This window comes from uncultured Succiniclasticum sp. (assembly GCF_902793885.1).
Lineage (GTDB): Bacteria > Bacillota > Negativicutes > Acidaminococcales > Acidaminococcaceae > Succiniclasticum.
In genome coordinates this window covers 74,266-100,500 of record NZ_CADBFF010000013.1, presented here as the reverse complement: position 1 = coordinate 100,500, position 26,235 = coordinate 74,266, and the positions used below count along the sequence as shown (strand labels likewise).

Below are 26,235 nucleotides of genomic sequence, written 5' to 3'. Positions count from 1 at the left end.
CTTATTTATTATAGCAAAAAGGAAAAGAATTCGCAAAACCGTCAAGGATTTCTATTCCATGGACTCATGTGCCTGTGGCTTCGAAACTCAAAGTCGCGTTGCAGGGCAACCCGTCTCCCACTTCCTCACTCCGCCCGCTCAGCAAGCTTCGCGTTGCTCGCTCGTCAAACTGGGACCCTCACGGGTTGCCCTGTCAACGCTCAACAAAACTACGCAATCGCTCCCGATGTTTTGCTCATTTCTTTTCCCTACTATATATTTTTACTTTTCTTCTCCTAACCGTTTCCTTTCCCCGCCAAAATACCAAAAGGCCAGGGGGATACCAAAAGCAACAATAATCATGAGCGCAGATAGTGTCAGACCTGAATTTCCACCCAACGCGTCTCCTAAAATGTTATAGGCAATCGCTCCCGGCACCATGCCCAGCAATGTTGTCAAGGCAAAGGTCGCAAATTTCATTTTCGTACAGCCTGCCACCAGGCTGATCACGTCATAGGGGAACAAGGGCACTGTTCGCAGCCAAAGCATTCGCTGAAAGTTTTTGGCGCTGTCTGAAAGGTAGTGGTGGATGCGCGTCCCCCACTTGCCGCCGTGGAGGTCAAAGAATTCGCTGCCGATTCCTGTGCGGGCCATATAAAAGAGCAGCGCCGCACTGCCCAGGCCTCCGGCCAAAAGACAGGGAATGCCAATAACAGGCGGAAACAGAATGCCGGCAGCCACATTCAGCAGCAGGCTGGGAAACAGAAGCAGGGGCCGCACCGTGTACAGCAGTACATACACCAACGGACCCCAAACGCCAAACCCCATTACCCACCGGCGGACATCCTCCACCGACTTGGGGTGGAACACTCCTGGCAGATACCAGAGAGCGGCAATGATCAGCAAATATATAATTAGCAATAAGGCGTGACGATGACGCCGCAAAAATAAAAAACAATTATGCTTCATAAACAAATATAATCCAATAAAGAATAAACGACAATCAGCGATACATATTTTATCAGATTTCAACGTAAAATTCTATAACCAATTACCAATTCCAAAAAAGATACCGAAATGCCACAGGACAGTCCATTCCATTTGAATGGGGCCTCTGTTATTTCAATTCTTATTCATAAATTGAAAAAATAGAACTGCAGGCGTTGATTAATTTATAGTTGCACATTTCTTCTCTTGTGTTTTTCTCCCTTTTGTTTTATAATAAACATGAAAATGTTACCGCTTACCAACGGCGCGGTATAGAAATTACTTGGTGCGAAAATGTTACCGCTTACCAACGGCGCGGTATAGAAATTACTTGGTGCGAAAATGTAGTAAGTCCCCATCTTCACCCGGAGATGGGGACTTGGAATTTTTATGAGGAAAGGGGGGACATAATGGATATTATCGAAGGCTGCTTTTATCATATCAGCGACAAATTCTTTTTGGAAGTTAATGAACCGTCCTTAATGGCAAACAAAGAAGATGGAAATTACCGGCCACATTATCTTGCTATTAGAGATACCTTGAACACAGAAATTTTCTGGATGATACCGGTTTCATCAAAATACACAAAATTTGCCGCACTTTATGAAAAACAGATTAAAAAATATGGACTTTGCACAAAAATAGTTTTGGGTAAATGTGATGGAAAAGACGCTGCTTATCTGATTCAAAATGCTTTTCCTGTTACAGCAGATTTTTTCGATCACATTCTCATTAGCAACGGGGTTCCGTTGACTGTACATGAAGGCACCGGGAAAACCATTGTCAAGAATCTGAAAAATAACCTTCGCTTACAAAAAAAGGCATTAATCTTTTCTTTTCAGACATTGGTCGTATCTACCAATTAATGGTAAAGCATTTAGAAGATAAGAAGTAAAGCACGAAAACACATCGCAGGGCGGCCCGTTCAATTTGAATGAGCTGCCCTGATTTTTTACTAAAAAATCCTAAACTTAAAACTTATTTTGCCTAACCCAACTCCCTACTCTTTCGTTTTTCCCGCGTCTCTTCAATCGTTCTCCTGTCCTCTTCCAGCAAAAACCGCTCCACGGCGTCCCGTTTCTCCAGGGCACGCGTCTGAAAATCCTGCAACAGCTTGCGCATGCGCTTGTCCGGTACCCACACATACACGGATTTGTCCGACTCCTTCACCCGCACATTAGAACGCCAGATAAACTGCAGCAGTTCCGAAAGCGCGTAGTTGTCATTGTCAAACTTCAAATCCGGATTGCCGGTCTCTTCCGCCTTCTGGGACAGAAAATTGCAACAGGTCACATCAAAAAAACGGTTGCACAGATAGGCCACGCCGGTGCAGTCGCTGTAATCATTGGTCGCTTTGGTGTTGCAGGGCAGAAAACGTTTGAGGGTGGGGAAATGTCTGCCGTCGCTTTGCAGCAGATTCCGGTAATCCGTAAAAGTCGTAAACATAAACGTACGACTGGTAACGCCGTGCCGTTTCATGATCTTGTACGCACTGCGGAAGCAGCCCTTCAGGCTTTTCACCAAACTACCGCTGCTGTCGGCCCGAGCCCGCTTAAACCACTCCTTGGACAGGCTGGCGCCGAAATTCACGTTCCCATCATCCAGAATCACCAGGCGCTCCATGCCCTCGGGATAGGTTTCCACATACTTCCCTCCCGGATTTCGCATAGCCCGCAGATCCTGAATGTGATAATACTCCATGCGGATATCGTTCAGCAGACAGTATTTGTGCAAAATACTGTTCCAGGTGCGGTAGGAAAAGAACCAGCACTGTTCAAAACAGTCAAACAGGTCCTTACGGACAAAGGCCACAATGGACGTGAACTTCCCGTTCTTAGTTCCGTAAAGATACAAATTGCAGCTGCGGCTCAGATTCTTCACGGCGTCGAAGACCTTGTGCTCCGAATTTCTCCTGTCATACTCACATTTGGAATTGTATCGGAGCTGTCCCTTCACGTTCACCAGCATCTCCTGCTGCTGCATAAGCTTCACATCCGCCGGGCCAAAGGTCACCAGTTCCCCAAAGTCATCGCGCCTGCGCCCGCTGCCCACCACCTCCCGGAAGAGAGGCGGCACCTCGTCAAAAAATGCGGTGTAGAGGTAATCGCTTTCCCGGAAGGCCGCAATGGTCTCTTCATTGAAAAGGCTCCACAGGGCCTGGGTAGTGATAATGTTCCTGCCGCTGCGGATCAGGTCCAAGATGCTGCGGTTATAGGGATATTTCTCCGGCGTAGCCATATCCAGTTCCTTCACAAACCGCTCATCCCGCTCTTTTATCGTAGAAACAAATATTATGCAGCGTTCCCCCTTAAACTCACCCTTCCAGCCATTCCGACGCAGACGTTCCACCTCTTCCGGGTAACGGATATAACCCCAGCCCCCGTTGAACCGGGCCCGGTCCAGCAGCGACTCGCTCTTGCCCGCTCCCATGGCCGAGTCCACAATATGAAAGGTTAACTGATGTAAGGACGTACTATCTTTCACAGAATGATTCTCTGCAGTCATTGTAATTTGCTAAGCCTCCTGATACGCTGTTAAAGCTCGTTTAAATCAACCTTGAGAGGAATTTTAATTGCATAATTTAATTCCCTTTCGCCAAAAAGGCTTGCAAAAAAACAGAGGGATTGCATCGTGCGAGTATTAACAGCGCAAAAATAATGCAGGGAGAGCGCCACAGTTACGTGCAGCTTCTCCCCACAAGTTCGTATTATACAGCATATGGAATTAGAATGCAAATTTAACAAGCATATCAAAACGATACAGGAATCATAAGAGACCTGTAAGTGGCTAAAATCTCCGCCGCTAAGATAATGCAACTTCAATTCCACGGGGGGAAAACCCTGCATTACGCCTCTTCCAGCAGTTGAAATGTACTGTCAGACAGTCATTTCTACAGCCAAAGCTTCCAATAAAGACTTTACCTCTATATATTAAGAGGTATGGTGGCTCGAACCCAGTATCTATGCAGGTTCGCGATATTAGGTTGGTCGTTTTAACGACCAAACTATTCCCCAAAATCAAATTAATATTAGATTTGGGGAATAGATTGATAAAAATAAAGTATGAGACGCAAGTTTGATTAACAAGCTTCCTAAAACGGTCTATTCAAATCAATCAAACTTAATTCGAATAAGTTCCCTTAAATTGAAATAAGAACGGTAAAACTACAATCTTATTTCAACTACACTTGCATAATTGAAATAAGAGAACCCGGTTAGTTCCATAACTCCCAAAACCGCCATTATAGACCACAAATGACAGAATCCGTCGAGGCAGTACATTTGACAACTTGACACATCGCACTCTCTATGTTAATATACTCTTAAGTTAGTAACTTGTAATTCACTAACTTAAGAGTGTTTTTTTAATCCTGTTTACCAAAAAAAGACTTTTTCGCGTTAAAAAACTGTTTATTTTCAGCGAGGTGACAACATCATGTTCCTGTGCCGCGAAACAGAATTGCAAAAACTAAACAACAGATTTAACAAGAATCAGATGGAGTGCGTCATTATCTACGGACGCCGCCGAGTAGGGAAAACCACCCTGATCAATGAATTTGTGAAAGACAAGCCAGTCATTTATTTTCCGGCATTAAACACCAATGCAAAAGATAACCTGACTGCCCTCTCCAAAGCCATCTGTGCATATCGGAATCCAGATGCCGGCACAGCCCCTGTCTATAACTCTTTTGACGACGCCTTTGCAGAAATCACAAGAATCGTGCAGACCAAACGCATTGTGTTTGTCATTGACGAATTCCCCTATCTGGCCAAAGCGGACAGTTCCACCCCGTCGCGTCTGCAGCATCTGTTAGACCATGACTGGAAAGACAGCAAACTCTACCTGATCCTTTGCGGCTCTTCCCTGAGCTTTATGGAAAAAGAAGTACTGAGCAGCAAAAGTCCCCTTTTCGGCCGACGGACCGCACAATTTAAAATCGAACCCCTCACCTATCTGGACGCCTCAAAATTCCATCCAGAACTACCCCCGGCAACCAATGCGCTCATCTACGGCATTACCGGCGGCGTACCCCATTATATTAACAAGCTGGCAGTAGAAAACAATCTGAAAGACGCCTTACTGGAAAACTTCTTTGACACCTCGGCCTATCTCTTTGAAGAACCGCAAAACTTACTAAAGCAGGAACTGCGAGAACCTGCCATCTACAATTCCATCATCACCGCCACCGCCAACGGCGCCGCTAAGTTAAATGAAATCTCCCAACGGACGGGGCTGGAAACCGCAAAATGCACAAAATATATTCATGTGCTTACAATGCTGGGTATTATTCAAAAGATTAAACCTGTCACAGAAAAGGCGGAGCGGAAAACCCTGTACAAAATCGCCGACCCCTTCTTCCGTTTCTGGTACCGGTTTGTACCTGGCAACATGATGCAAATCAGTGCCGGAACCATTGCACGAAATTTCGATGCAGCCATCGGCAGCTACCTTTCCTCCTACATGGGACCTGTGTTTGAAGACATCTGCCGCCAATATCTTATCTACTACGCAGAGAATCTTCCCTTTACCATCCACGAAATCGGCAAATGGTGGGGGCCGAATTCCGCACAAAAAAAAGAAGTCCAGCTTGACATTGTCGCTCTTGCTTCCAAAGAGAACAACATACAAGCCGGACGCCAGTTTATCATCGGTTCCTGCAAATATAAAAATGAAAAAACAGATATTGACGAATTGAATTTAATTCGGGCTTACGCTTCCCTCTTCACCAACGCGAATGACGAATGCTTTTACTACATCTTTTCCAAATCCGGTTTTACGGATGCGTTACTGGAAAAACAGGAAAAGGGTGAAGTGCAGTTAGTGACGATGGAGGAAATGTACGGGGAAAAGTGATGGCCGGTTCAAATATATGGATCATGCCAATTATCTTTTTTAGCCTCTCAAACACGCCTACCAATTATTTAAATTATACCAGGAGTTTTTAACGCTGTTACTCTCATTTTTTGTTATTGTTCCATCACTACCCGAAATCGTTTGCTTCCACTCTTTACCCGTACCAACTTTAACGTCCAGCTCCCTATAATATGGAGTGGAATTTCCATCTCCCTTAGAATAACCTCTATTAACCCGTACACGGACAGCGTCAACCGTTTCCCCATTGTAATGCAAATTCACCCTGATACTTCTATCGTTACCATACTGTCCAGCCTTATCTGCCAGCATATTATCTGAATAAAAATATCTTGTATCACTGCTAAAACCGACAATATTACTTGCATCCCCCTGCATATATGTCAGAATATCCTTATATCCATCTTTTAAGTTTGTTCCATTGTAATCAAAATCGGTTTCAATATCAGAGTTATCATGATAATTGACAAGAAATATTCCTTCGTCACCGTTGTATGTGTAGTTATTCATAATGCCAGCCAGTTCAGTTTTTGTTTTGCTAAGAAAAAACTGACCTATATTCGCAAGACTTTGCTGATCCATAGCTATACGTTTTTCATTACTAACCTCTGAAGAAAGATCCGCTTTATTTTTCTTGCCCCAAGTGGCTGCAGCATCGGCATATGTCATCGCGTCACTAAACAACTCTGCAAAAATCCTGTTTGTGTTAGTAACAGTATAATATAATGTATCCTTCAGACTGCCGCCGCCAAACATCATAAAGGCAAGGATAGCAATAAAGGCAAGGATTATAGCATATTCTGTCAATCCCTGTCCTTTTTCATTATTTGTTTTCCTAAAAAGACGTAACACAGTACTTCACCTCGCCGCTTTCCTCAAACTGTCATGAGGTTATTGAATGAAATGAAATATAGAACATAATTATATCACTTATACAAATCAAAAAAACTGAAATAAATATTTGTCTCAATTTAAGGATGCCAGACTAACGCTCACCCATTCCCTTTGATATTCCCAATCTTGAACCAATCATCATTAATACCGGAATATGGAATTACCGTAGCGTCACCTTTATAAACATATACATCGCCGTTATCCATCGTCAAAACAGTGCCGCGTTCTTTTATGGTTTTGGGTTTAAAACTATGACTCGCGCTGTCATAGCCAACATTGTTATTATCCATTCTGTCATTCTCATGCCAATATCTGAAATCTTGGGTATTAAATTTAACAAAAATATTATTAGGGCTCTTGGTAGGATCATACAAAGGAATACTTGTATTGCTTATTTTCTGTGTTCCGCTCTTAATCGCAATATAATAAGAGATTTCAATTGTTGTTGTACCATTGTTATTCTTTTTTTCAACTTCAGAACGGATAATATCACCCTCATTAAACGTCCTATCTTGTTTTGCCGTATCGGTAATTGTAAGTGTGGTTTTCACCAAGCTTGAAATATATTCCTTCACTAACCGAAAATCCCCTTCACCATACCAGTTATAGGATCCCAGACCACTTTCATTCCCTGTCACAACGGGAACACCCGTATCCTTTACGGTAATATACGGATTGCCGTTAGCATCTTTTCTTACATTCACGTCAAGCCCTGTAGAAGATTCACTATTGTATGTACCGTTTCCCAACACCTTATTGTTCTGGCTTCGGGGATCTATCATAACGTGAGCACCAATCACCTTCACCTGACCAGCACTTGTATAGCCACCGGGGGGAGCATATTGGCCGGAATAATCGTATTCCAATCTCAGTTTAACACCATTTTTTTGCATTGTACCCTGGTTGTCAGCATCCACCCAACCCTGACTGACCACGTAATCAGAAACCAGGTAATTATAATTGGGATCGTACACTACGGAATCCGGGTCATTTGGATTTTTCATCCATTTAATAATTGCAGTTGGATCCGTTAATTTCGAGTCAATTATTTTCATACCTGGGTTTTTTCCGTTCTTTGGTACAAGATGACACAGAAGCAACTCTTCATTAATACCAGTTTTTCCCATATCAGCAGTGTTATTGGCATTATTATTCAATAAGGCAATTACTTGATCCTGTGTCTTATCCATAAAAAAGAGCGCAATGTTTGCCAGCGCCGTCTGATCAGAAGCAAGCCGATCTGCCCGGGCAGCGTCTTCCGTAAAATCTACCGTAGTGGCACCGCCGTCCAACGAGGCATTGCCATTTTTATACGACTTTTTAAAATACTCATTGGGAACTATCGTACCCCAATCAAAGCCGGTGTAATTAATAGGGGCCGGGGGTTCTGTAGGAGTGTCGCCACCGGGGGTATCACCGCCACCGGGGGTATCACCACCGCCGGGAGTATCACCACCGGGATTGCCGCCCGTGCTGCCGCCCCCGCCGATGGCCGCCGTTATATATTCGGGTTTCTTGCTCACATCAAAGGCTGAACCAATTGCGTCCAAAAAGCCCACTTTACTGGCAGCCCAGCCTATTATCGCACAAAAAGCAAGAACGAGAACAAACTCCGTCAACCCTTGCCCTTTAGGTTGTAACAGTCGCTTCCAAACATCTTTATATTTTGTAATTACGCCCCGCATAGCAATCTTTTCCATAATAAGCTCCTGTTCTGTCTCTTTACAGCTATACCGTCTCTCTGTCTTGTGCAGGAACATCAATTCTGTACACTTTTCCACGACTCTCTCACTATGAACAAAAAATCGAAAGTGGTTCTTAGAAACTAATTCTCCGATACATTACCAACCTTGATAAAAAGCGGATCCCCATTCTCATCAACACTACTACTACTGGTAACAAAGTCGGCGGAAATTTTGTATGTCTTTCCTTGTGGCCCCACATAAATGTAAACATCGCCATTACTAAGCGTTACAGCAAAACCGCGGTACTGAAAATATGTTTCCTTATTAAACGTTTTCAAATCATTTTCATGGATATAATTTGAAGTTGTGTTATAATTATTTTTTAAGCCATTTGTAATTTTCACTAACAATCCATTTGCTTCAAAATAGTCCTGACTAGCCTGATTATTAGCGATTTTTTCCTTATCAATTGTCTGAGTTCCTGTCTTTGTTACAACGTAAAAATAGTCTCCCATTCTTATAATATCACCTTGGTTATAGTTGTTTGTCACGGTTCCGCTTCCTTTTGAAATTTTCTCAAGAACCCAATAATCCTGAAGATACAGTATTACCAAATCTCTATAACTTTCGTGATACCAGTTATAGAGCCCTTGAGACTTGCCGCCCGGCAAGATTGCGGTTGTGCCGTCTTTTTTCGTTATCTCTTTACCTACGTAATTGCCGTTTATATCGAATGCATCCCCAGTATCTTTAAAGGTAACCTGATTTTCAGTCTCGCTGATCTTCCGCACCTGCACGTCCAACCCGGCAGAAGACTGCCCAGTAGACTCAGCAATCTTTTTCTTATTCTTTTGACTACCAGGATCGATAGCTACATGCACACCTACAACCGGCACATCATCTATGCTATTATACGTTCCAAACTGCCCAGAATAATCATATTCAAGCCGAAGATGGATACCGCAACCCTGGTTTCCACCAATTTTGTCAGTCCAGCCCTGACTCACCACATAATCTGAAACCAGGTACATATAGTTATCTTCAATCTCTACTGAGTCCGGGTCAGTCGGGTTTTTCATCCACTTTAAAACCTCATCCTTGTATTCTGGCTTTAAGCGATCATCACCCTTGTTTGTCGAAAGCTGCATCCACCTTGTCTCATTCTTAGTGGGTGGCATTATATGACCCAATACTATATTATCCCCATTATTATCCATTCCCATATCACCGGTTTGTCCGCTTCTCATCATATCCGACACTTTCTTGTGCGTCAAACCAATAAAATGCGTTGCAAGGTTGGCTAACGCTTGCTGATCTGTTATAAGACGATCTCGTTTGGCTTCTTCTTCTGTAAAGTCTATAAAACTGTGACCCCCATCTCTTGAAGCATGTTCATCTTTGTATGCTTTTTTATAATATAAGTGAGGATCTATTCTCCCCCAATCAAATTCATTGTAAGTAACATCTGGATTGGGATTGGGATTGGGATTGGGATTCGGGTCGGGATCCGGATCAGGCGTTGGTGTAGGAGTCGGGGCAACACTACTCCCCCCACCGCCGATGGCCGCAGTTATATATTCGGGTTTCTTGCTAACATCAAAGGCTGAACTAATTGCGTCCAAAAAACCCATTTTACTAGCAGCCCAGCCGACGATTGCGCAAAAAGCAAGAACGAGAACAAACTCCGTCAACCCCTGCCCTTTCTGTTTCAACAGGTCTTTTAATGTTTCGTTCATTTTTACAACCAATCTGCCCATGGTGTCCTCCACGAAACAATATCCAACAAGCAGTTCAGTCAACCTATGCTGTATTATCTAATTCTTGCCAGCAATCAATATGCATCCGGTTTTTCCAACGACAGGAAAATAAACGGATCCACCACTGCATTTGCTTGTCCGTTATCCAAATAATCTGTACGGTAGTTAATAAGACGGAGAGTTCCATCTGTAGCAACCGGCTCGCCCTGTACATCAAAATGTTCATTCCAAGGCCAAAGCTGATTTAAATATTGCGGATATTGATCTTTGAATTGCGCATAAAGCTGTTTCCACTTTGTATATAACTTTTGTTTGTTTGCATATGACTGTTTTGAATACCAATTGTCGCTCTTAATTTCACTCACATCAATGTTCAAAGCACTTGCATATTGTGAAAAAATATCTGCTATTATATTGTCCGGTAATTTTGCAGCGTTTTCAATCTTATTTTTGATAGTTTGTGTCACTGCAGCAACATCACTGTCAGTATATCCATATTTTCCTTCTAAATAATTATCTTGATACCAGGAATTTCCGACACCGCTTGCTTGATAATATATTGACTTTGCAACGATACTTCCATGAAAGTTACCCGTAGCATGTATATTTGGAAATGTAGCATATGGAGCATAAATTAAAGCTTTAATATTACCGTTTCCTTGTTCAAATTTCACCGGACCTGAACCAAAATACACTAAAACGACAGGTCTACCATTATTTGAAACTTTCCAATCTATAGCCTGAATATCTTCTTCGACAATAATATATATTGGCACATTCTTTTCCACTTCTTCTGTTGTGCCATGAATTGCACTATCTATCTGAATAGTTACAGAGCCAGCATAGTTACCATTATTTTTTGTGTCAACATAAAAAACATTAGTCACAACGTGTTTCTTATATTGATGCCTCTCCTGAAGACTATCTGAAAACTTAGCTTTAAAAGAGTACGGCGACTTATTGCCATAATGAATGCTCCAATTCTCATAATAGCTGTCAGTCATGGCATTATTCTCATCTAATAAGTACTGTCTGCCATTATCCGTTATAGAAGGAGCATATATTTTACCGCCATTATCTCCGACAAAAACATATTTTACTCGGTTTGCTTCTGTATGTTCCCGCCCAGCAACATATACGTAATCATTATTCTCATCATCATACGCAAAAAAAGTATTATTATCTACAGGCACAAATAGTTTTCCGTTTTCTCCCTCATCTTTATAAACTTGTTTGCCTCCTACTGTCACATATGTCAAGTATAAATCACTATTGTGGTTATTTATATTTTCATCTGTTAATTGGTTTTGATTTTTCGGCCCTCCATGAGGTGCGTTTAATTTTGCCCTAAAAGCCGGAATATAGTCAGTAGTTTTAAAATTTGTATCAATTATAGGATCATTAACTTTACTCCAATTATAACTACTACTGCTTGTGTTTAAGTTGTTTTTATCTGTATCGGTAAATAAATGATCTACAAAGAGATTGTTCGAAGGCATATCATAAAACACATTCGGATCGCCATCACCATACGTAAAAACCATATCGCCCGAATAACTGGTGCTTACGGTATGCCCCTGTTCATTGCTTAGTGCCGAATCAAAAGCATAACTATATGTGTACAGATTATCAAAAACAGAAGTATGAGTTATCGTAGGTGTTGTTCCTCCACCCCCTGGATTAGTCGTCCCCTTCTCTACCACCGCAATCGCACCGGCACGGACAGTCTGAGTTTTACCGATGCTTTGTATGATCGGTAAAAAGTACAAGGGGACTTCTTCATACAAACCAACACGGTAAAATGTTTTAGGATCTGTGTTATCCGAATTTATGGCATAGTGGGACCATCTGTCACTTTTTACTTCGCTTCCTAAGTTTACAATATTACGATAAATATATTCATCCGCCGCTCTGTCTGCAGCAATATGCTTACTATAGTCGCGGTTTTTTGTTTTCTGGGTATCTCGAACATTATAGACATCAGGTGTCGACCTGCCTTCTTTATAAGTAGCAGAACTGTTTGCCGCCAGTTTCCCACCAGTCCTGTCCACAATGCCGTCCACGCTATCCCGATCATTCGGATCTTCATTTGTCTGGCTATTCAAATAGGCTCGCGCGCCAGCCAGCGCAGCCGCATCCGCCACGTTCTGCAGTCGTGCTTTGTGCATGTATATATTGCCAAAATCAAAGGCAAATCCCAAAAAGGCAAACATGATTGGTAGTAGAATTACAGTCAATACAAGGATAGATCCACGCTCCTGTTTCAAACTATTCATTTTATTTACCTTTTCAAAAAATCTTTTTTGCCAGTTCATGATATCTGCCCTCCCTCCACGAGGATGAATTCATTTCAGTTACATACTTCTAATCTATAAGACTTTTTAAAACAAAAATTACTTGCTTACATACTTCCCCACGTTAATTATAACTTTTTTTGCAACAAAATGCAATAAAAACTAAACTGTCAAAAAGAGGGTGCTCAATAACACCCATTCTCAACCACTAGTTTTTTCCCTACTTCACAACCGCAACGTCCTGCTTCTCCAGCTGTCATTTCCAATACAGCCCAAGCTTTATGACAAATACTGATCCCAATCCAGGGATTCAAGTGATTAACCACTTTAATGATTTTGAAGTCTTTATCCAAATAAACAACATCAATGGCAAAACGCATAAAACACATATGAACACTGCTGCAAGGCGCAAGAAACAGCCCTGTAGCTGCTGGTAATTTTTTACGGAACATTAAACCCATAAAACGAGTTGCAAATGAATCCGCTATTAAAATTTCTAAAAAAGGAGCGCTGATTGGCGCTCCTTCAATGTACATCTTTTGTTTTTGCATAATTGTTTACTTAAACAAAGAACCCATACTTTTAAGTATTGTAAATACTGGCGGAACCAGAATAACTACAAACAGAGCGGGAAAAATAAAAAGCACTAATGGAAATAACATCTTTACCGGTGCTTTCAGAGCCAGTGCTTTCGCTTTCTGCTTCCTTCTCTCGCGCATATTATCTGCCTGGCTAATCAACGTCCGCCCCATACTGCTACCTAAACGTTCCGCCTGGATCACTGCGGTAATGAACAAATACATATCCTCCAAATCACAACGCTGAGCTACAGCCTGCAAAGCTCTTGCCCTGGGTGATCCCATACGCACATCCTGTTGCATACGGTGAAACTCCTCAATTAAAGGTCCTGTCATCCGGTCTGTAATCTTGCGTAAAGCACCGTCAAACGAAAGACCTGCCTGAACACTGACACTTAACAAATCCAATACTTCCGGCAATTGTTTTTCAATAGCCTTTTGACGCTTTCGAATAATAGAATTCAAAAATGCAAAGGGCAACAAAGCACCCACTGCAAGGCAAGACCACATAAGCATAATCCCCGATGCAAACGGAAAACTGTCACTGGATACAAGATAAATAGCGACTCCCATAGCAACAGCCTGGCACAACAACCATCCGGTAATTACACGATTAACACTCCACTTCCCCTGTTTTCCTGCAAGCATAAGCTTCTTCTCTACCGTTGCATGAATTTCAGACGGAGCAAACTTCATCAGAAACTTCTCTGCTTGATAAAGCAACGGTAAAACAGTACGGTCCAAGAATGGTATGCGCGATAATTCATCTGCATGTGATTTTATAACACGTTCTCCACCACCGCCCAAATCTTTAAGGCGCTGGTGAACCTGATTACCCGCAGTAATCTTAGTTTTCACAATATAATACAAAATCACAAAAACTAATAAAGTTATCAAAACGGAAATGAGCAAAATGAGTATCCGCATCACTCTCACTCCCCTTTAAAACCACCCATGGTATGCTTCAAAAAGCTCTTGGGTAATTCAACCCCGTTCATCTTAAACTTTTGTAAAAACATAGGCTGTAATCCACTGTTTTCATAATAGCCTACCGATTTGCCATTTTCGTTGATACCTGTCTGAACATAAGTAAATAAATCCTGCAAAACAATGGTATCGCCTTCCATTTTTTGTACTTCCGTAATATACGTAATCTTACGACTACCATCCTGAATACGTGACTGTTGGATAATCAGATCTATTGCGGAAGCAATCTGCTCACGAATCGCACGTACCGGCAACTCCATACCTGCCATCATAACCATAGTTTCCAGACGGCTTAAAATATCACGCGGGCTATTGGCGTGACCGGTAGTCAAAGATCCATCATGACCGGTATTCATGGCCTGTAACATATCCAGGGCCTCACCTGAGCGAACTTCGCCCACGATAATTCGATCCGGACGCATACGCAAGGCATTTCGCACCAAGTCGCGAATGGTAATGGCACCACGGCCTTCCAAGTTAGCCGGGCGAGATTCCAGGGTTACTACATGTTGTTGTTGCAAACGAAGTTCTGCTGCATCTTCTATTGTAACAATACGTTCGTCATCCGGAATAAATGAAGATAAAACATTTAATGTAGTTGTTTTACCAGAACCGGTGCCACCGGAAACCATGATATTTAAACGTGCCTTAACACAAGCCTGTAAAAACTCGGCCATTTCTTCGCTCAACGAGCCAAAACCTACAAGATTATCAATCGAAAGCGGATTCTTCGTAAACTTACGTATGGTCACACAGGGACCAATTAAAGACAGAGGCGGTACAATGGCATTCACGCGAGAACCGTCAGACAAGCGGGCATCCACCAATGGTGATGACTCATCAATACGTCTGCCCAAAGGAGAAACAATACGTTCAATAATCGTCATTAAGTGAGCATCATCATGGAACTGAACATTGGTCAGCTGCAGTTTACCTTTACGTTCCACAAATATCTTCTTCGGTCCATTAATCATAACTTCAGTTATGGTTTCGTCTTTTAACAACGGTTCAATGGGCCCTAATCCTAAAATTTCATCACAGATATCCGCCACGATACGGGCCCGTTCACCACGGGGCACATTCATGGGGTTATCATCCAACACACGCTGACAATAAGAAGAAATTAATTCTTCCACTTCCGCCCGAGTATGGCTGTTGCTAGCCAGGAACTGTTGTTCCTGATCGCTCATTTCATCTACAATACGACGATGGATGGCCAGCTTCAGCTCCTGATAATTATCTTCCTTTGCTTCCGCCTGACGTCTGCCAAATATAGTTTTTTGCTGAATAGGTTCCCCCGCAGGCCGACCTAACCGTTCCAACAATAAAGACATCTATGTCACTCCCATCCACGCCTGTTCAATATATTAAACCAATACAAAATTGATTAATTTACAAAACAAATAAAAATACAGAGCAAACTAAACATACATATTTACACACAAAGGTATTAAGGAGATGTTTCCTTATAGTCTTTCCGCATATGATAAACAATACTATACCGTTCCGGTAGAATTACTTCCACAATCGGGGGTCTTCTGCCCAGTTGCATTGTAATCGTTACAACAATATCATCACTATCCGATGCGCCATTTTGAATGACAAACGGATTCTCCGTGGCAGGGCCATATAAACTGGTAATGATATGAGGATTAAACTGATTATTCACAAAATAATGCCCTATTATGGTTGATGTTTGTACTGAAGAGTCTGCAACCGCTCTTTCGCGCGCTGCAGAACGGGCAATATTACTTAATGTACTGTAATCGTAAAACAACATACCACTGTAAATAATGCCCAATATCAAAAAGAGAAAAAAAGGAAACACAAGTGCAAATTCAATTAAAGACTGCCCTTTTTGTTTTCCCATATTCTGTTCCCCCCTTTCTATTGGTTCCTAACCTCCTGCAAAAGCAGGAGGTTAGGTTTTAAATAAGCTTTCATACAGAATTATTTGCCAGCATTGCCAGCTGCATCCGTAATTCTGCTCTGTGCCTGACTGAACGAACTCGTAACCGCACTCTTCATGCTGGATTGGGTGCCAAACATCATATAAGCCAGAAGAGCTACAAACGCCAAAATCAGAGCATATTCTACCAAACCCTGACCTTTTTCAGTAAAGTATTTTCTCATGGAAGTTAACATACTTTTATCCTCCTTTCCTAATAAAATAAAATACATGTACATGTATATGCTAAAGCGCTTAGCGCTCAAACATCAATATCAACAATCCGATTGATAACAATAGCTCCAATAATCTCCATTACGATTACACCGGCCAATATCATTTGACCAATCGGCTCTTTAAACAACGGATCTAAATAATTCGGATCCATGGATGTTAAAAACAGACCTATACCAATTGGCAAAAGAACCAAAATCCAACCCGACATACGTCCCTGAGAAGTCAGGGTTTTTACTTCGCGACGCATCCTTATCCTATCTTGGATGGTCTCGCTTATGGTATCCAAAATACGCGCTAAATCACCGCCAACCTGCTGTTGAATTAAAACCGCGGTCACTACCAACGAAAAATCTGAACTCCCAACACGCCTATCCATATCATTCAACGCACGTTCTACCGTATTGCCTAACCCAATATCACGCACCACGTGTTTGAATTCGTCACTAATCGGAGGTTCCATTTCTTTGGAAATCAGTTCAACAGCCTGTAAAAAACTAAATCCGGCACGCAATGCATTTGCAATCATCATCAGACAATCGCCCAGCTGATTTGTGAAAGAGGCTGATCTGCGATCAATGCGCAACAATACATAAATGTATTCAACAGCTACAGTCAAAATTGCTGCCATAATGCCAATATGCAGCTTTTTAGACACAACTGCTACTATAACTGTAACCAATACAGCACTAAAAACAAGCAAAATCATAAATTCCGCCCCTAACAACGGAATGCCTGCCTGCTGCATTTTAAGATCGAGTCCACGGGCATGTCGGATGTTGCTGAGTAACTGACCGCCACTACGTAATAATCCCCTTAATCGCTCAGATAATGTTTTACTCTCTTTCGGCTTATCCTGTGGATTATCCATGCCACTCGCATAGTAACGCATGCGCCGTGCTAACGCGCGTCGGCTGCGTGAGCGATATTCCAGCATCAGTATCAAAATTATCAGAATAAAAATTGTAGAAATAAGGGAAACAACAAAAATCATGCTTTATCCCAACCTTACGTGTGCTTTTGAACCAATAATCTCATCCGCCAATTGATTTACAAAGTAGGCAAACTTGGAATCCGGTTGCTCCACAATCGCCATCTGTCCGTTATTGGCAGCAGACGAAACCAACAAATACTCGTTAGGGATGATAGAAACTTCAGGATAACCCAAAGATTGTACCAGTTTTTCTCGTTCACTGGCCTCACAAGGTTCTACACGAGTGAAGACGGTGCGCACCCGGTCCTCGTAATCCGGCCAAGCCTTGAAAATATCCAATGCCCGCTGCATATGTTGAATTTCAAAAGTACCATTAATCATAGCTACCAAAAAAGTAATATTACTAGCTTCCGCCGTAGCAATTGAAATAGGTGTAAAACCGGAGGGAACATCAATCAATACATAACGATACATACTGCGGGCCATACCAACCACTGCGGTAAACGCTTTTATATCTATCAGTTCTGCATATTCCGGACGTTTCGTACCACATAATACGCGTAAATTATCTGCAATAGGAAGGAAATAAGAGTTCAGAGTAACCGGAGACAAGAAATTAATGTCCCGCACAGCCTCCATAATGGTAGTCTTCGGCGAAAGATTGAAAAATACCGACATATCCCCAAACTGCAAATCAGCATCAATGATTCCCACTTGTTGGCCGGTCTTCTGTGCCAAAGCCATACCTAAATTAGCGATAAGTGTAGTCTTTCCGCTTTTTCCCTTGGGACTGAAAAATGAAATCACATCGGAACCGTACGATAATCCGCTTTTGTTAAAAGTGCGAAGGGCTTCCTGTAATTCTTCACTGGTAAAAGGTTTGATCAAAAAACCTTTAGCACCGGCACGGGCAATGGATTCCGAGTCACCAGGTGCCCACTTGGCACTGAGGCAAATCACATCTGCTTCGGGAAAAGTCTGAGTAAAGTCTTCCAGCATGGAAAGATTATCTTCTTCATCAATGTCCAACAGAATCAGGTTAGGTTTGAACATCCCACCCTGACCTAATGCATCGCCGGCCCGCTGATAGCGGGAAACCAATTCAAAATCTTTTGTATTCCGGATTACACTGGACAGGCGTTCCAGCATCAACCGGTTACTTTCTACTAAAATGACCCGATATGCCATCTGTCACCACCTGCCTATTTGAATAACTTACTGAACCAAGATGAGTTACTATCTTCTTTTCCTGCCACTTCTTCCAATGGTCGTCCCGTATACCTTGCCACCAAATTACGCAATTCCGTTTTTAATGGGGAAGGTTTGGTATCCAAAACCAAAGGGCAACCGGTTTTAATGGAACGAGTCGCCGTCCCAAAATCGTTAGGCAATACATGGTAGAACTCAGCGCCTAACAACTGCTCTACGTCCTGCAAATCAATACGGGTTTTAGAGTTACTGCGATTCAGGATCAATCGAATCTTGTTGGCATCATAACCTAAACCGTGAATAGTATCGTTACCGCTCTTCATGTTTTTAATGGTAGGAATAAAGTCCACAATACCCAAAAAACTGATGATAGTACTCAACTCCATAGCCATCAAATTTACTTCGCTAAAGGTAGAAGCAGTATCAATTACCACAAAGTCAAACTTCAACTGCAATTGAAGCAAGATCTGTCTGATGTCTGATGTCTGTACATTGTACGCTTCTTCCAATTTCAAAGGCGCAGCCATAACACCAAAAGGAACATCATAACGATCATATGTCGTTAAAAACTGTTGCACATTAAAACTGTCCATGTCTTTTTCCAACGACGTTGCTGCATCCGCTAGCGTATAAGCTGGTTGCAGTTGCAAGTAGTTACACACGTCCCCGAACTGCAAATCCAAATCAACCAGGCACACCCGATATCCTTGTTTTGCCAGCTCGGCCGCCATATTGATACCAATCAACGTCTTGCCTACGGCCGAAGCCGTACTGAAAACCGTAATGACTGTGCCTCTGCGTGCATCTGCCATACAGTTCCCTCCTTTTCCTGCCCTTGCAGGCTTTTACTTATCGGTTCAGATAATCGCCTAATGCTGCTTCTTCGCCGCCATTGGCAGCAGGTTGCTCCATAATTACCGGTTCTTCGGCTAACACCGGTTGTTCTACTACAATTTCTTCTTTCGAAGGCAACACCACCGTCACATTTTGTTCCGTTCCCCGCCGATTAGAAGCGGAAGTATTGTTCGCAGCATCTTCCCGTAAAATGGCATTTATACGATCACGCAAAGCAGATTTTTCCTTTGCATAGCCATTCTCACCAGCTTTTTTCCGCTGCTTCGCAATTTCTTTGGCAGCCCGTTTGGCTTCTTTTTCTGCTTCTTTCTGTTCTTTCAAGGCTTTATCGGCAGCCCGCTTTTCAATGTTCCGGGCTATGGCTTTTTCTACTTCCGGTTCCGTTGCATTTACATTCACTTTATTTAAAGAACCAACTTCTGTCTGACCCTCGTTAAAGGTTTCTTTCATCTGATCAGACATGCGCGCCGGCGTATCTTCCCCAACGATATGAGGTGTAATCAGGATAACCAGTTCCCGTTTATCACGACTGCGACTGGTATGCTTGAAGAACTCACCCAAAATCGGGATACTGCTCAACAGCGGAATCTTGGAGACTGTCTTAGTGTCTTCACTGTTCAGAAGACCGCCAATCACCATGGTCATCCCATTGGGAACATGGATAACCGCTTCTGCCTCTCTGGTAGACAGAGCCGGAATGGAGAAACCATTCTGGATTACCCCATGGGAATAATCCAACGAACTGACTTCTGCGTGAACCTTGGACGTAATTTTGTCCATCTGATCGACCACAGGTTCAATATCCAGTTTCACACCGTATTCCTTCCACTGAATGGTAACACTGCCATCATCATTCGTAGGAATCGGAATGCTGCCGCCAATCAGTATCTTTGCCTTTTCACCGCTCAGGGTAGATACACTGGGGCGGGATAAAACCCGCGCCTTGCCCTGGGTAATCAGTGCCCTTAACGCTCCATTAATGGTGGAAGAATGACGAACCAGCCAACCGCCCCAGTCGCGTGTATTCCAGTTTTCACCTGCATAAATAGCGCCTTCCACATCTATCTTGGTATCACTGTCACCGCTGGTTACCGTACCATACTGAATACCCAGTTCCCGTTTATTACTGGAAGCAATTTCAATAACCTGGGCTTCCAGCCGAATCTGGGAAGGACGGGCCATTTGCAACAAGTCAATTACATTCCCGCCAGTCTTATCCATGGCCTTGCCGGGACTATTGCTTCCACTATTTTTTCCACTATTGCTTCCGGACGCTGAAGTAGCCGGAGTCGTACCGGTATAGAGTCCGGCAACCTTCAAAGCCAGGTCTTTTTCATACTGGTTCATGACGGTGCCACGAAGCAGTATTTTTTCTCCTACCATCTGCACCGTTACACCCGGCAGATTGATGGCTTTCTCTATCATGGCAGCCAGACCGGAATTTTCACCGGTAACTGTCACCAGATACTCCTGCCGTCCGTTTGCACCCCACACCAGCAAGGAGGTAGAACCGGATTTCTTACCAACCAGTAAAAACTCCCTGGCAGAAAGCAACTGGACATCGGCAATTTCCGGATTCCCAACAGCCACCCGATTTAAACCGGGTTCCTGCACATAGCGGGATTCATTCACACTTACACTCAGGGGAGTTGCCGCCATAGCGGCCTGTGTTGACAGAAGAATGCCTGCGCTTACTATCAAACTGGTAAAAACTTTATTACGCTTCATCATCTGTTACCTCCCCACCGTTGACGTCGTTCCGCGAATAACCTGTACATTGGCAGTCGGAGAATTCTCAATATCCTCTCCCGGAGGAATGGTTCCGGCCGGAGGCGGGGTCACCGGCATCTTGCCGCTGGCCTTGGTTACGGAATAATACGTATCATCACTGACACCATTAGAAGGACGATACGGGCGAAGTACCAGATAAATCTGGCCCAGCTGTGCTTTCGCAGCCAACTTTAGAGCATCTTCCGGAACTAACGCCATGGTAGCCATGGCCGGTTTACCGGTCACTTTAGGCTGGTTACTACCTGTCTGGTTTTGCGCTTTATCATTCGCATTGGCATTGTTCTGGGCAGAAGCCTTGTTTTCATTCTCAACCTGTTTGTTAATAGCCAGCAGCAATACATTCTGCAGAATCATCTCGCTAACAACTTTATTATTCTCTACCTGGCTGGAAACCAGCATCACGTCAACATAATCTCCCGGCTGGGCAAAACCTGCTACACCAGTCACATCACTGATGCCAACTGTAATCGCGCGACATTCCGGGGGAATGCGACCGCTAAGACCCATATCCAAAATGTTGGCAAAAACTTTTTGTTTAGTAATAGTTTCACCAGCGCTAATGGAAACCCTCGTTGGACGGCCCACCAAATCCGTAGTGCTCGTAATTGCACCATTTGGAATTTTATTAGACGGCATAGTAACCACGCTCAGCATTTCTTCCTTAATCAGCGTACGTTCCGGAATGCTGGTTTTAGCCGTTACCACAGTGACATCTTTTACCTGTACCTGCTTAGGTACTGGAATCGGAACTGGTTGTGGCTTTTCCGTCGTTAAGCGGGTCAACGTAAAATAGATTAAAAGAAAAATGAGCAGTGCGACTACACCGCAGACAATTAGCAACTGGCGAGGTGTCAGACGCTCCATGATGGTACTCAGCTTTGGTAACTTCAAGGCAGGTTCCCCCTTTATGCTTTACTTATACTGGAAATATGTGTCGAATCTGTGTTAAAATAGAAAAAACAAAAACAAATTCCAAAAGAGCATAGATTCCCTACTTTATTTGTCTTATATGATACTGCTGTTTTACTGGGTTTGTCAAGGAAAAGGTATTAGCGCCGGGAATTTTTAGCCACTAAAACGCCGGCGAAAATAACCAATAATAGCCGGAATATATTGACCAATTTTTGCCGAAATAAAAAAGCCATTACATTTTTCTTTCAAATCCTTTACACTGTATGTGCCAACAACTCAGTGAAGGAGGGTTAATGAAAGAAATTGTGGTTAGTAATGGCTTGTATCCTATTATAACACAAGCCTTAGAAGAAATGAAATCCGAGCAGGGCAATTCGTTCCGGCTCGAAGAAGTGAACCTTTCGGAATTGGAGCGCCGTACCGGAATATCCAGAGCTAAGCTCCGCCGGCTCAAAAAAGATGGTTTTAAATCTGTGAACCGGAGCAAAAAGAAGAGAAAATCTATTCTGGATGGCTACACTTCTATTATTGATAATCTGTTAAGCCGGGGAATACGGAATTCGTCCGTCTGCTTTGAATGCTTAAAGCGTCAAGGATACCCTGGTGGCATAACCATAGTCAAAGATTATATCTTTGCTCATAAACATCTGCTGCCTCCAAAACGGCAACAGGTCGCGCCACAGGGAAACCGAGGCAGACGTTTTAGCACCGAGCCTGGCGAAGCGTACCAGATGGACTGGGGCTTTGTCAATGTTGTCACAGATTATGGGCCAACTATAAAATGTGCCTGCTTTGCCATGATCTGCCACCATTGCGGGCAATGTTACATCGAATTCTTCCCCAATGCCAAACAGGAAAATCTGTTTATTGGAATGCTCCATGCGTTCCGTTATATGGGAGTCCCCAAGTATGTTTTAACTGACAACATGAAGAGTGTTGTGATAAAACGTGACTATGAGGGGCATCCGGTTTGGCAGAAAGACTATGAAGATTTCATGAAAGCTGTTGGCTTTCAAACCAAGCTGTGCAAACCACGCCATCCTTTTACAAAAGGAAAAGTGGAGCGGCTGGTACGCTTTGTGAAAGACAACTTTCTGCCCGGGCGTACGTTTTTGGATGTAACTGACTTAAACCGATCTGCTTTGGACTGGTGCTGTGTTCAGCCTGTCTTTTGAGAAATTCAATTTCGACAAAGGCGGTGGTCTGGATGAATAAGAATCTGTTCGAGACGATTGAAAAAAGCTGTGGCGTTTTGCAGCTGCCTTTTTCTGCCAAAGAATTTGCGCAGTTAGCAGAAGAACATGCCCTGTCTGCTGAAGCAGCGCAGGCCGTTGCACTTATCTTTGAACACATGCAGCAGAAAAAGATAGCCAACACGATTTTGGCTTTGTTGCGCTTCAGCCGGTTACCATTGAAAAATCCAAAGACATTCCAGAACTTTGATTTTTCTGTGCTCCGGGGAAAGAATGTGGAGCAGATACGAAACCTGCAGACGCTGGCTGCTATCCATGCACATAAGAATATAGCTTTTATTGGCCCGGCCGGCACAGGGAAAACGCACCTGGCCAAAGCGTTTGGCTATGAATGTTGCCAGCAGGGATTACGGACATATTTTATTAAAATGTCCGAACTCCGGGATATGTTTACGACTGCCCGTCGTACAGGGAAGACCGCTTCTGTCCTGAACAGTCTGGTACGTCCTTCCTGTCTGATAATCGATGAGGTAGGCCATTGTGAATTCGACAAGGAAAACACAAGGCTGTTCTTCGATTTGGTAGACCGCCGGTACAACAAAGAAGGAAACTTCAATATTGTGTTTACCAGCAACAAGAATCCCTCAGAATGGCGTGGCAACTTTAATGAGGATGACGCCTTGCTATGTGCGCTGGATAGGATCTTCGACACAGCAACAGTAATAACCATAAAAGGCAACAGTTTTCGCGGCGCAAACTGTGAAACGTTTTCTGTGCAATCCACCAGAGTGAATGCACCAACGTCCACAGCAAATTCAACGCGGTAAATATAAGAATAATTGATGATAAACTGGGTTGTTGGCGATTTTTTCCCGGCTAAAATTGGTTAAGTTTGTCCGGCAAAAAATGGTTGTTGCAGCCCGGCGCTAACAAAGGAGTAAAATTTATGGATTTACCGATTTTTTTTGAAACTTTATTGACCTGCTGGCCAATTATTTTCTTAGCTATGGCAGTTACATGCTTTGGGAACTTATGGATAGAATATTTGTATAACAAAGCTTTGTTGCGAAACAGCTTAAGCTTCCCAAATCAAATTGATAGCCGGGCAAAGTGGAGGAAACCTTTGTTATTCGTCTTTCTTTTGCTTTGCTATGGCCAAGCATGGATATTGACAACCATGCCAGCACTGCTTTATATACTCGTCGCTATCAGTTTTTTGCTTTTTATGACCGTCACCGATTTTGAACAACAGGTTATTTTAAATGAGATGATATTCCTATTTGCAGTAGCCGGACTATGTTATACATTGCACCTTAGGTTATCAGTTCAGGAACATGTGCTGGCAGCTGTTGGCGGTGGTTTGCTCTTTCTGTTTCTGGCTTTCATCAGTCGTGGAGCTGTTGGCGGCGGTGATATTAAACTAATTGCAGCATTGGGATTGTGGTTAGGGAAAAATGCTACACTAAGTGTTCTCATATATGGATCAATAGCGGGCGGAGTAGCTGCATTATTACTCCTTGCTTTTCGCAGGACAAAGCGTAACCAATATATAGCTTATGGCCCATACTTTGCAGTTAGCGGAATCGGTATTATGCTAAAACTCTTACGGGTTCTGTTTTAATCCGCAATCTTCATATTTTTTCACATAGTTGTCAGATCTATCCTTTGTTATTTTTCCTCTGTTGTAGATAGCATGCGAATCCCTTTTAAACCATAATACCGGGCAAAAGCAACATTTTCCCAAGAATTGGCATCCTCTGACAAATTATTTTCAAATGTATGGTACCCGCTCATAAAATCCGTAATCCTGCCTGTTGTTTTAAACCTCTTCACACACAACACTTTTTCTTTGTCATTCTTTATACGACATGATGACACATGCGAAACAATCATTGTATTCCAAATGCGATGCTCATATAAAAAGTGTAACGTTACGCCTAACGTTATTATAAAACTGATGACACCAACATACGCAAAAAACACTTTAACTTGATGTTGTACTAATTCAATTCCGTATTCTTTTTGAATACGCAACAAGATACCCACCGCCATAATCAGCAACACCGTTCCCGGAAAAGCACTGCGTAAAGGAAACTCCGGTGAAAACACCATGATGCCAGACATCGCCAAGGAAATGATGCAAAAGACTTTTACCAGTAATATATCTTTCTGTAGGTTCGCTTTCATCATTGATTCTGTGTAATTTCTTATCGAACGATGTAGTTTTAATAACGAACTAAGGCAAAAAAAACATAACAAAAATTGCCAAATCAGCACTTCAACGAACACACGCAAATTAGCCAAAAATTTATCCATCGTAAACCAATTACTCCCGTGAACAGAAAGTAAACGGGCATAATTGCCAGGAGCAAACAATAATACCGCATACCCAAGTATCAGGCCCGCTATTCCAGTATATAACCAAGAATCAACCGCTGATTCTTTTTTACTAAAATGTATAAAGGCTAATAATAAAACTATAATCCATAAACAACTGTTTTCATTGCTACAGCCTGCAATCACACCAAAAAAGAAAAAAACATAACTGAACCACCCATTATCGAAAAACTTTTCTTTAAAACAATAATATTTTCGAATGTACGGAATCAAAAAACCACACAATAACGTTGTGACCCACAGATAATTACATGAACCTACAAGCCATAGAAATGACGACGAAAAGGACGGAATAAAGAACCATAATGCAAAAAGAATCAAACAAATCATACCCGGTTTCAAATCTCCGGACGCATTCCCTTTATGTACGCACCAATAAATTTCTAATACCAGAACTGATGAAACACAAGCGTTACATACATTAAAAAATTCCTTTCCACACCATAATAATAGCTGAGCCAGCGTGTGACTAACCACCCTGCCACTCCAGGTAAAATAATGAGACCACTGCGAATGAATCACATCTACGACAGAAGAACAGCGAATTGCCTCTTCTGTCAAGGGTACAAACATGGGTTTCCCTTGCCATATGAAAGAATACAGGTAATCGTCGCCGAACGTCATCGGCATCAAATAATTTAAAAGGTAAAAAAACAAAAACACTGCAGTCAATACTGATAAATTATGTTTACTCACACTCATGTATCCCCCAAAACACAGTATCAGATG

Annotated in this window: 22 protein-coding genes; 5 read left to right on the top strand and 17 right to left on the bottom strand. The window is 42.6% G+C overall.

Annotated elements, in window-relative coordinates:
• Positions 1 to 261 precede the first annotated feature (261 nt).
• A complete protein-coding gene (locus QZV31_RS08085) occupies positions 262 to 948 on the bottom strand; it encodes a VTT domain-containing protein (RefSeq protein ID WP_295359532.1) in 687 nt (228 codons plus the stop codon).
• 428 nt (positions 949 to 1,376) lie between these two features.
• Between QZV31_RS08085 and QZV31_RS08080 the strand changes: the two genes are divergently transcribed.
• Entirely contained in the window at positions 1,377 to 1,832 is a 456-nt protein-coding gene (locus QZV31_RS08080) for a hypothetical protein (protein ID WP_295359531.1), read from the top strand.
• A 121-nt stretch (positions 1,833 to 1,953) separates the two neighbouring features.
• Here QZV31_RS08080 and QZV31_RS08075 read toward each other — a convergent pair whose 3' ends face one another.
• Positions 1,954 to 3,471: a hypothetical protein gene (locus QZV31_RS08075; RefSeq protein WP_295359530.1), complete on the bottom strand. Its 1,518-nt coding sequence runs from the start codon at positions 3,469 to 3,471 to the stop codon at positions 1,954 to 1,956.
• 930 nt (positions 3,472 to 4,401) lie between these two features.
• On the opposite strand from QZV31_RS08075, the gene QZV31_RS08070 reads away from it, so the two are divergent.
• Positions 4,402 to 5,820 (top strand): ATP-binding protein, encoded by a 1,419-nt coding sequence (locus QZV31_RS08070; protein ID WP_295359529.1) that lies wholly within the window; start codon positions 4,402 to 4,404, stop codon positions 5,818 to 5,820.
• A gap of 57 nt (positions 5,821 to 5,877) precedes the next feature.
• Here the strand turns inward: QZV31_RS08070 and QZV31_RS08065 are convergent, their stop codons facing one another.
• The 14 genes from QZV31_RS08065 to cpaB form a co-directional block, all read right to left on the bottom strand.
• The gene (locus QZV31_RS08065; RefSeq protein ID WP_295359528.1) at positions 5,878 to 6,690 is read right to left on the bottom strand and encodes a hypothetical protein; all 813 of its coding nucleotides are present in this window, start codon (positions 6,688 to 6,690) and stop codon (positions 5,878 to 5,880) included.
• A 140-nt stretch (positions 6,691 to 6,830) separates the two neighbouring features.
• A complete protein-coding gene (locus QZV31_RS08060) occupies positions 6,831 to 8,432 on the bottom strand; it encodes a hypothetical protein (RefSeq protein WP_295359527.1) in 1,602 nt (533 codons plus the stop codon).
• 125 nt (positions 8,433 to 8,557) lie between these two features.
• Positions 8,558 to 10,174 carry a hypothetical protein gene (locus QZV31_RS08055; protein WP_295359526.1) on the bottom strand — a complete coding sequence of 539 codons (1,617 nt, stop codon included), beginning with the start codon at positions 10,172 to 10,174 and terminating at the stop codon, positions 8,558 to 8,560.
• Positions 10,175 to 10,248: 74 nt separating this feature from the next.
• Positions 10,249 to 12,489, bottom strand: coding sequence for a pilus assembly protein TadG-related protein (locus tag QZV31_RS08050; RefSeq protein WP_295359525.1), 2,241 nt, complete (start codon positions 12,487 to 12,489; stop codon positions 10,249 to 10,251).
• Positions 12,490 to 12,653: 164 nt separating this feature from the next.
• Positions 12,654 to 13,019: a DUF192 domain-containing protein gene (locus QZV31_RS08045; protein ID WP_295359524.1), complete on the bottom strand. Its 366-nt coding sequence runs from the start codon at positions 13,017 to 13,019 to the stop codon at positions 12,654 to 12,656.
• Positions 13,020 to 13,025: 6 nt separating this feature from the next.
• Positions 13,026 to 13,973: a type II secretion system F family protein gene (locus QZV31_RS08040; protein ID WP_295359523.1), complete on the bottom strand. Its 948-nt coding sequence runs from the start codon at positions 13,971 to 13,973 to the stop codon at positions 13,026 to 13,028.
• 5 nt (positions 13,974 to 13,978) lie between these two features.
• Positions 13,979 to 15,367 (bottom strand): CpaF family protein, encoded by a 1,389-nt coding sequence (locus QZV31_RS08035; protein WP_295359522.1) that lies wholly within the window; start codon positions 15,365 to 15,367, stop codon positions 13,979 to 13,981.
• 116 nt (positions 15,368 to 15,483) lie between these two features.
• Positions 15,484 to 15,903, bottom strand: coding sequence for a TadE family protein (locus QZV31_RS08030; RefSeq protein ID WP_295359521.1), 420 nt, complete (start codon positions 15,901 to 15,903; stop codon positions 15,484 to 15,486).
• 80 nt (positions 15,904 to 15,983) lie between these two features.
• Positions 15,984 to 16,178 carry a hypothetical protein gene (locus QZV31_RS08025; RefSeq protein WP_295359520.1) on the bottom strand — a complete coding sequence of 65 codons (195 nt, stop codon included), beginning with the start codon at positions 16,176 to 16,178 and terminating at the stop codon, positions 15,984 to 15,986.
• Between the two features lie 65 nt (positions 16,179 to 16,243).
• Complete coding sequence (locus QZV31_RS08020; protein WP_295359519.1) at positions 16,244 to 17,209, bottom strand: type II secretion system F family protein; 966 nt, start codon at positions 17,207 to 17,209, stop codon at positions 16,244 to 16,246.
• 3 nt (positions 17,210 to 17,212) lie between these two features.
• Positions 17,213 to 18,337, bottom strand: coding sequence for a response regulator (locus tag QZV31_RS08015; RefSeq protein WP_295359518.1), 1,125 nt, complete (start codon positions 18,335 to 18,337; stop codon positions 17,213 to 17,215).
• Positions 18,338 to 18,351: 14 nt separating this feature from the next.
• Positions 18,352 to 19,170 (bottom strand): AAA family ATPase, encoded by an 819-nt coding sequence (locus tag QZV31_RS08010; protein ID WP_295359517.1) that lies wholly within the window; start codon positions 19,168 to 19,170, stop codon positions 18,352 to 18,354.
• A 37-nt stretch (positions 19,171 to 19,207) separates the two neighbouring features.
• The gene (locus tag QZV31_RS08005; RefSeq protein WP_295359516.1) at positions 19,208 to 20,944 is read right to left on the bottom strand and encodes a pilus assembly protein N-terminal domain-containing protein; all 1,737 of its coding nucleotides are present in this window, start codon (positions 20,942 to 20,944) and stop codon (positions 19,208 to 19,210) included.
• A 3-nt stretch (positions 20,945 to 20,947) separates the two neighbouring features.
• Positions 20,948 to 21,895 carry a Flp pilus assembly protein CpaB gene (gene cpaB / locus QZV31_RS08000; protein WP_295359515.1) on the bottom strand — a complete coding sequence of 316 codons (948 nt, stop codon included), beginning with the start codon at positions 21,893 to 21,895 and terminating at the stop codon, positions 20,948 to 20,950.
• Between the two features lie 314 nt (positions 21,896 to 22,209).
• Here cpaB and istA point away from each other — a divergent pair, with 314 nt between their 5' ends.
• The 3 genes from istA to QZV31_RS07985 all read left to right on the top strand — a co-directional run bounded on the left by istA (position 22,210) and on the right by QZV31_RS07985 (position 24,730).
• On the top strand, positions 22,210 to 23,091 hold the full coding sequence (gene istA / locus QZV31_RS07995) for an IS21 family transposase (protein WP_295359514.1): 882 nt from the start codon (positions 22,210 to 22,212) through the stop codon (positions 23,089 to 23,091).
• Between the two features lie 32 nt (positions 23,092 to 23,123).
• Positions 23,124 to 23,936, top strand: coding sequence for an ATP-binding protein (locus tag QZV31_RS07990; protein ID WP_295359513.1), 813 nt, complete (start codon positions 23,124 to 23,126; stop codon positions 23,934 to 23,936).
• Between the two features lie 119 nt (positions 23,937 to 24,055).
• Positions 24,056 to 24,730: an A24 family peptidase gene (locus QZV31_RS07985; RefSeq protein ID WP_295359512.1), complete on the top strand. Its 675-nt coding sequence runs from the start codon at positions 24,056 to 24,058 to the stop codon at positions 24,728 to 24,730.
• A gap of 47 nt (positions 24,731 to 24,777) precedes the next feature.
• On the opposite strand, the gene QZV31_RS07980 is transcribed toward QZV31_RS07985, so the two are convergent.
• Complete coding sequence (locus QZV31_RS07980; RefSeq protein ID WP_295359511.1) at positions 24,778 to 26,208, bottom strand: DUF6056 family protein; 1,431 nt, start codon at positions 26,206 to 26,208, stop codon at positions 24,778 to 24,780.
• Positions 26,209 to 26,235 lie beyond the last annotated feature (27 nt).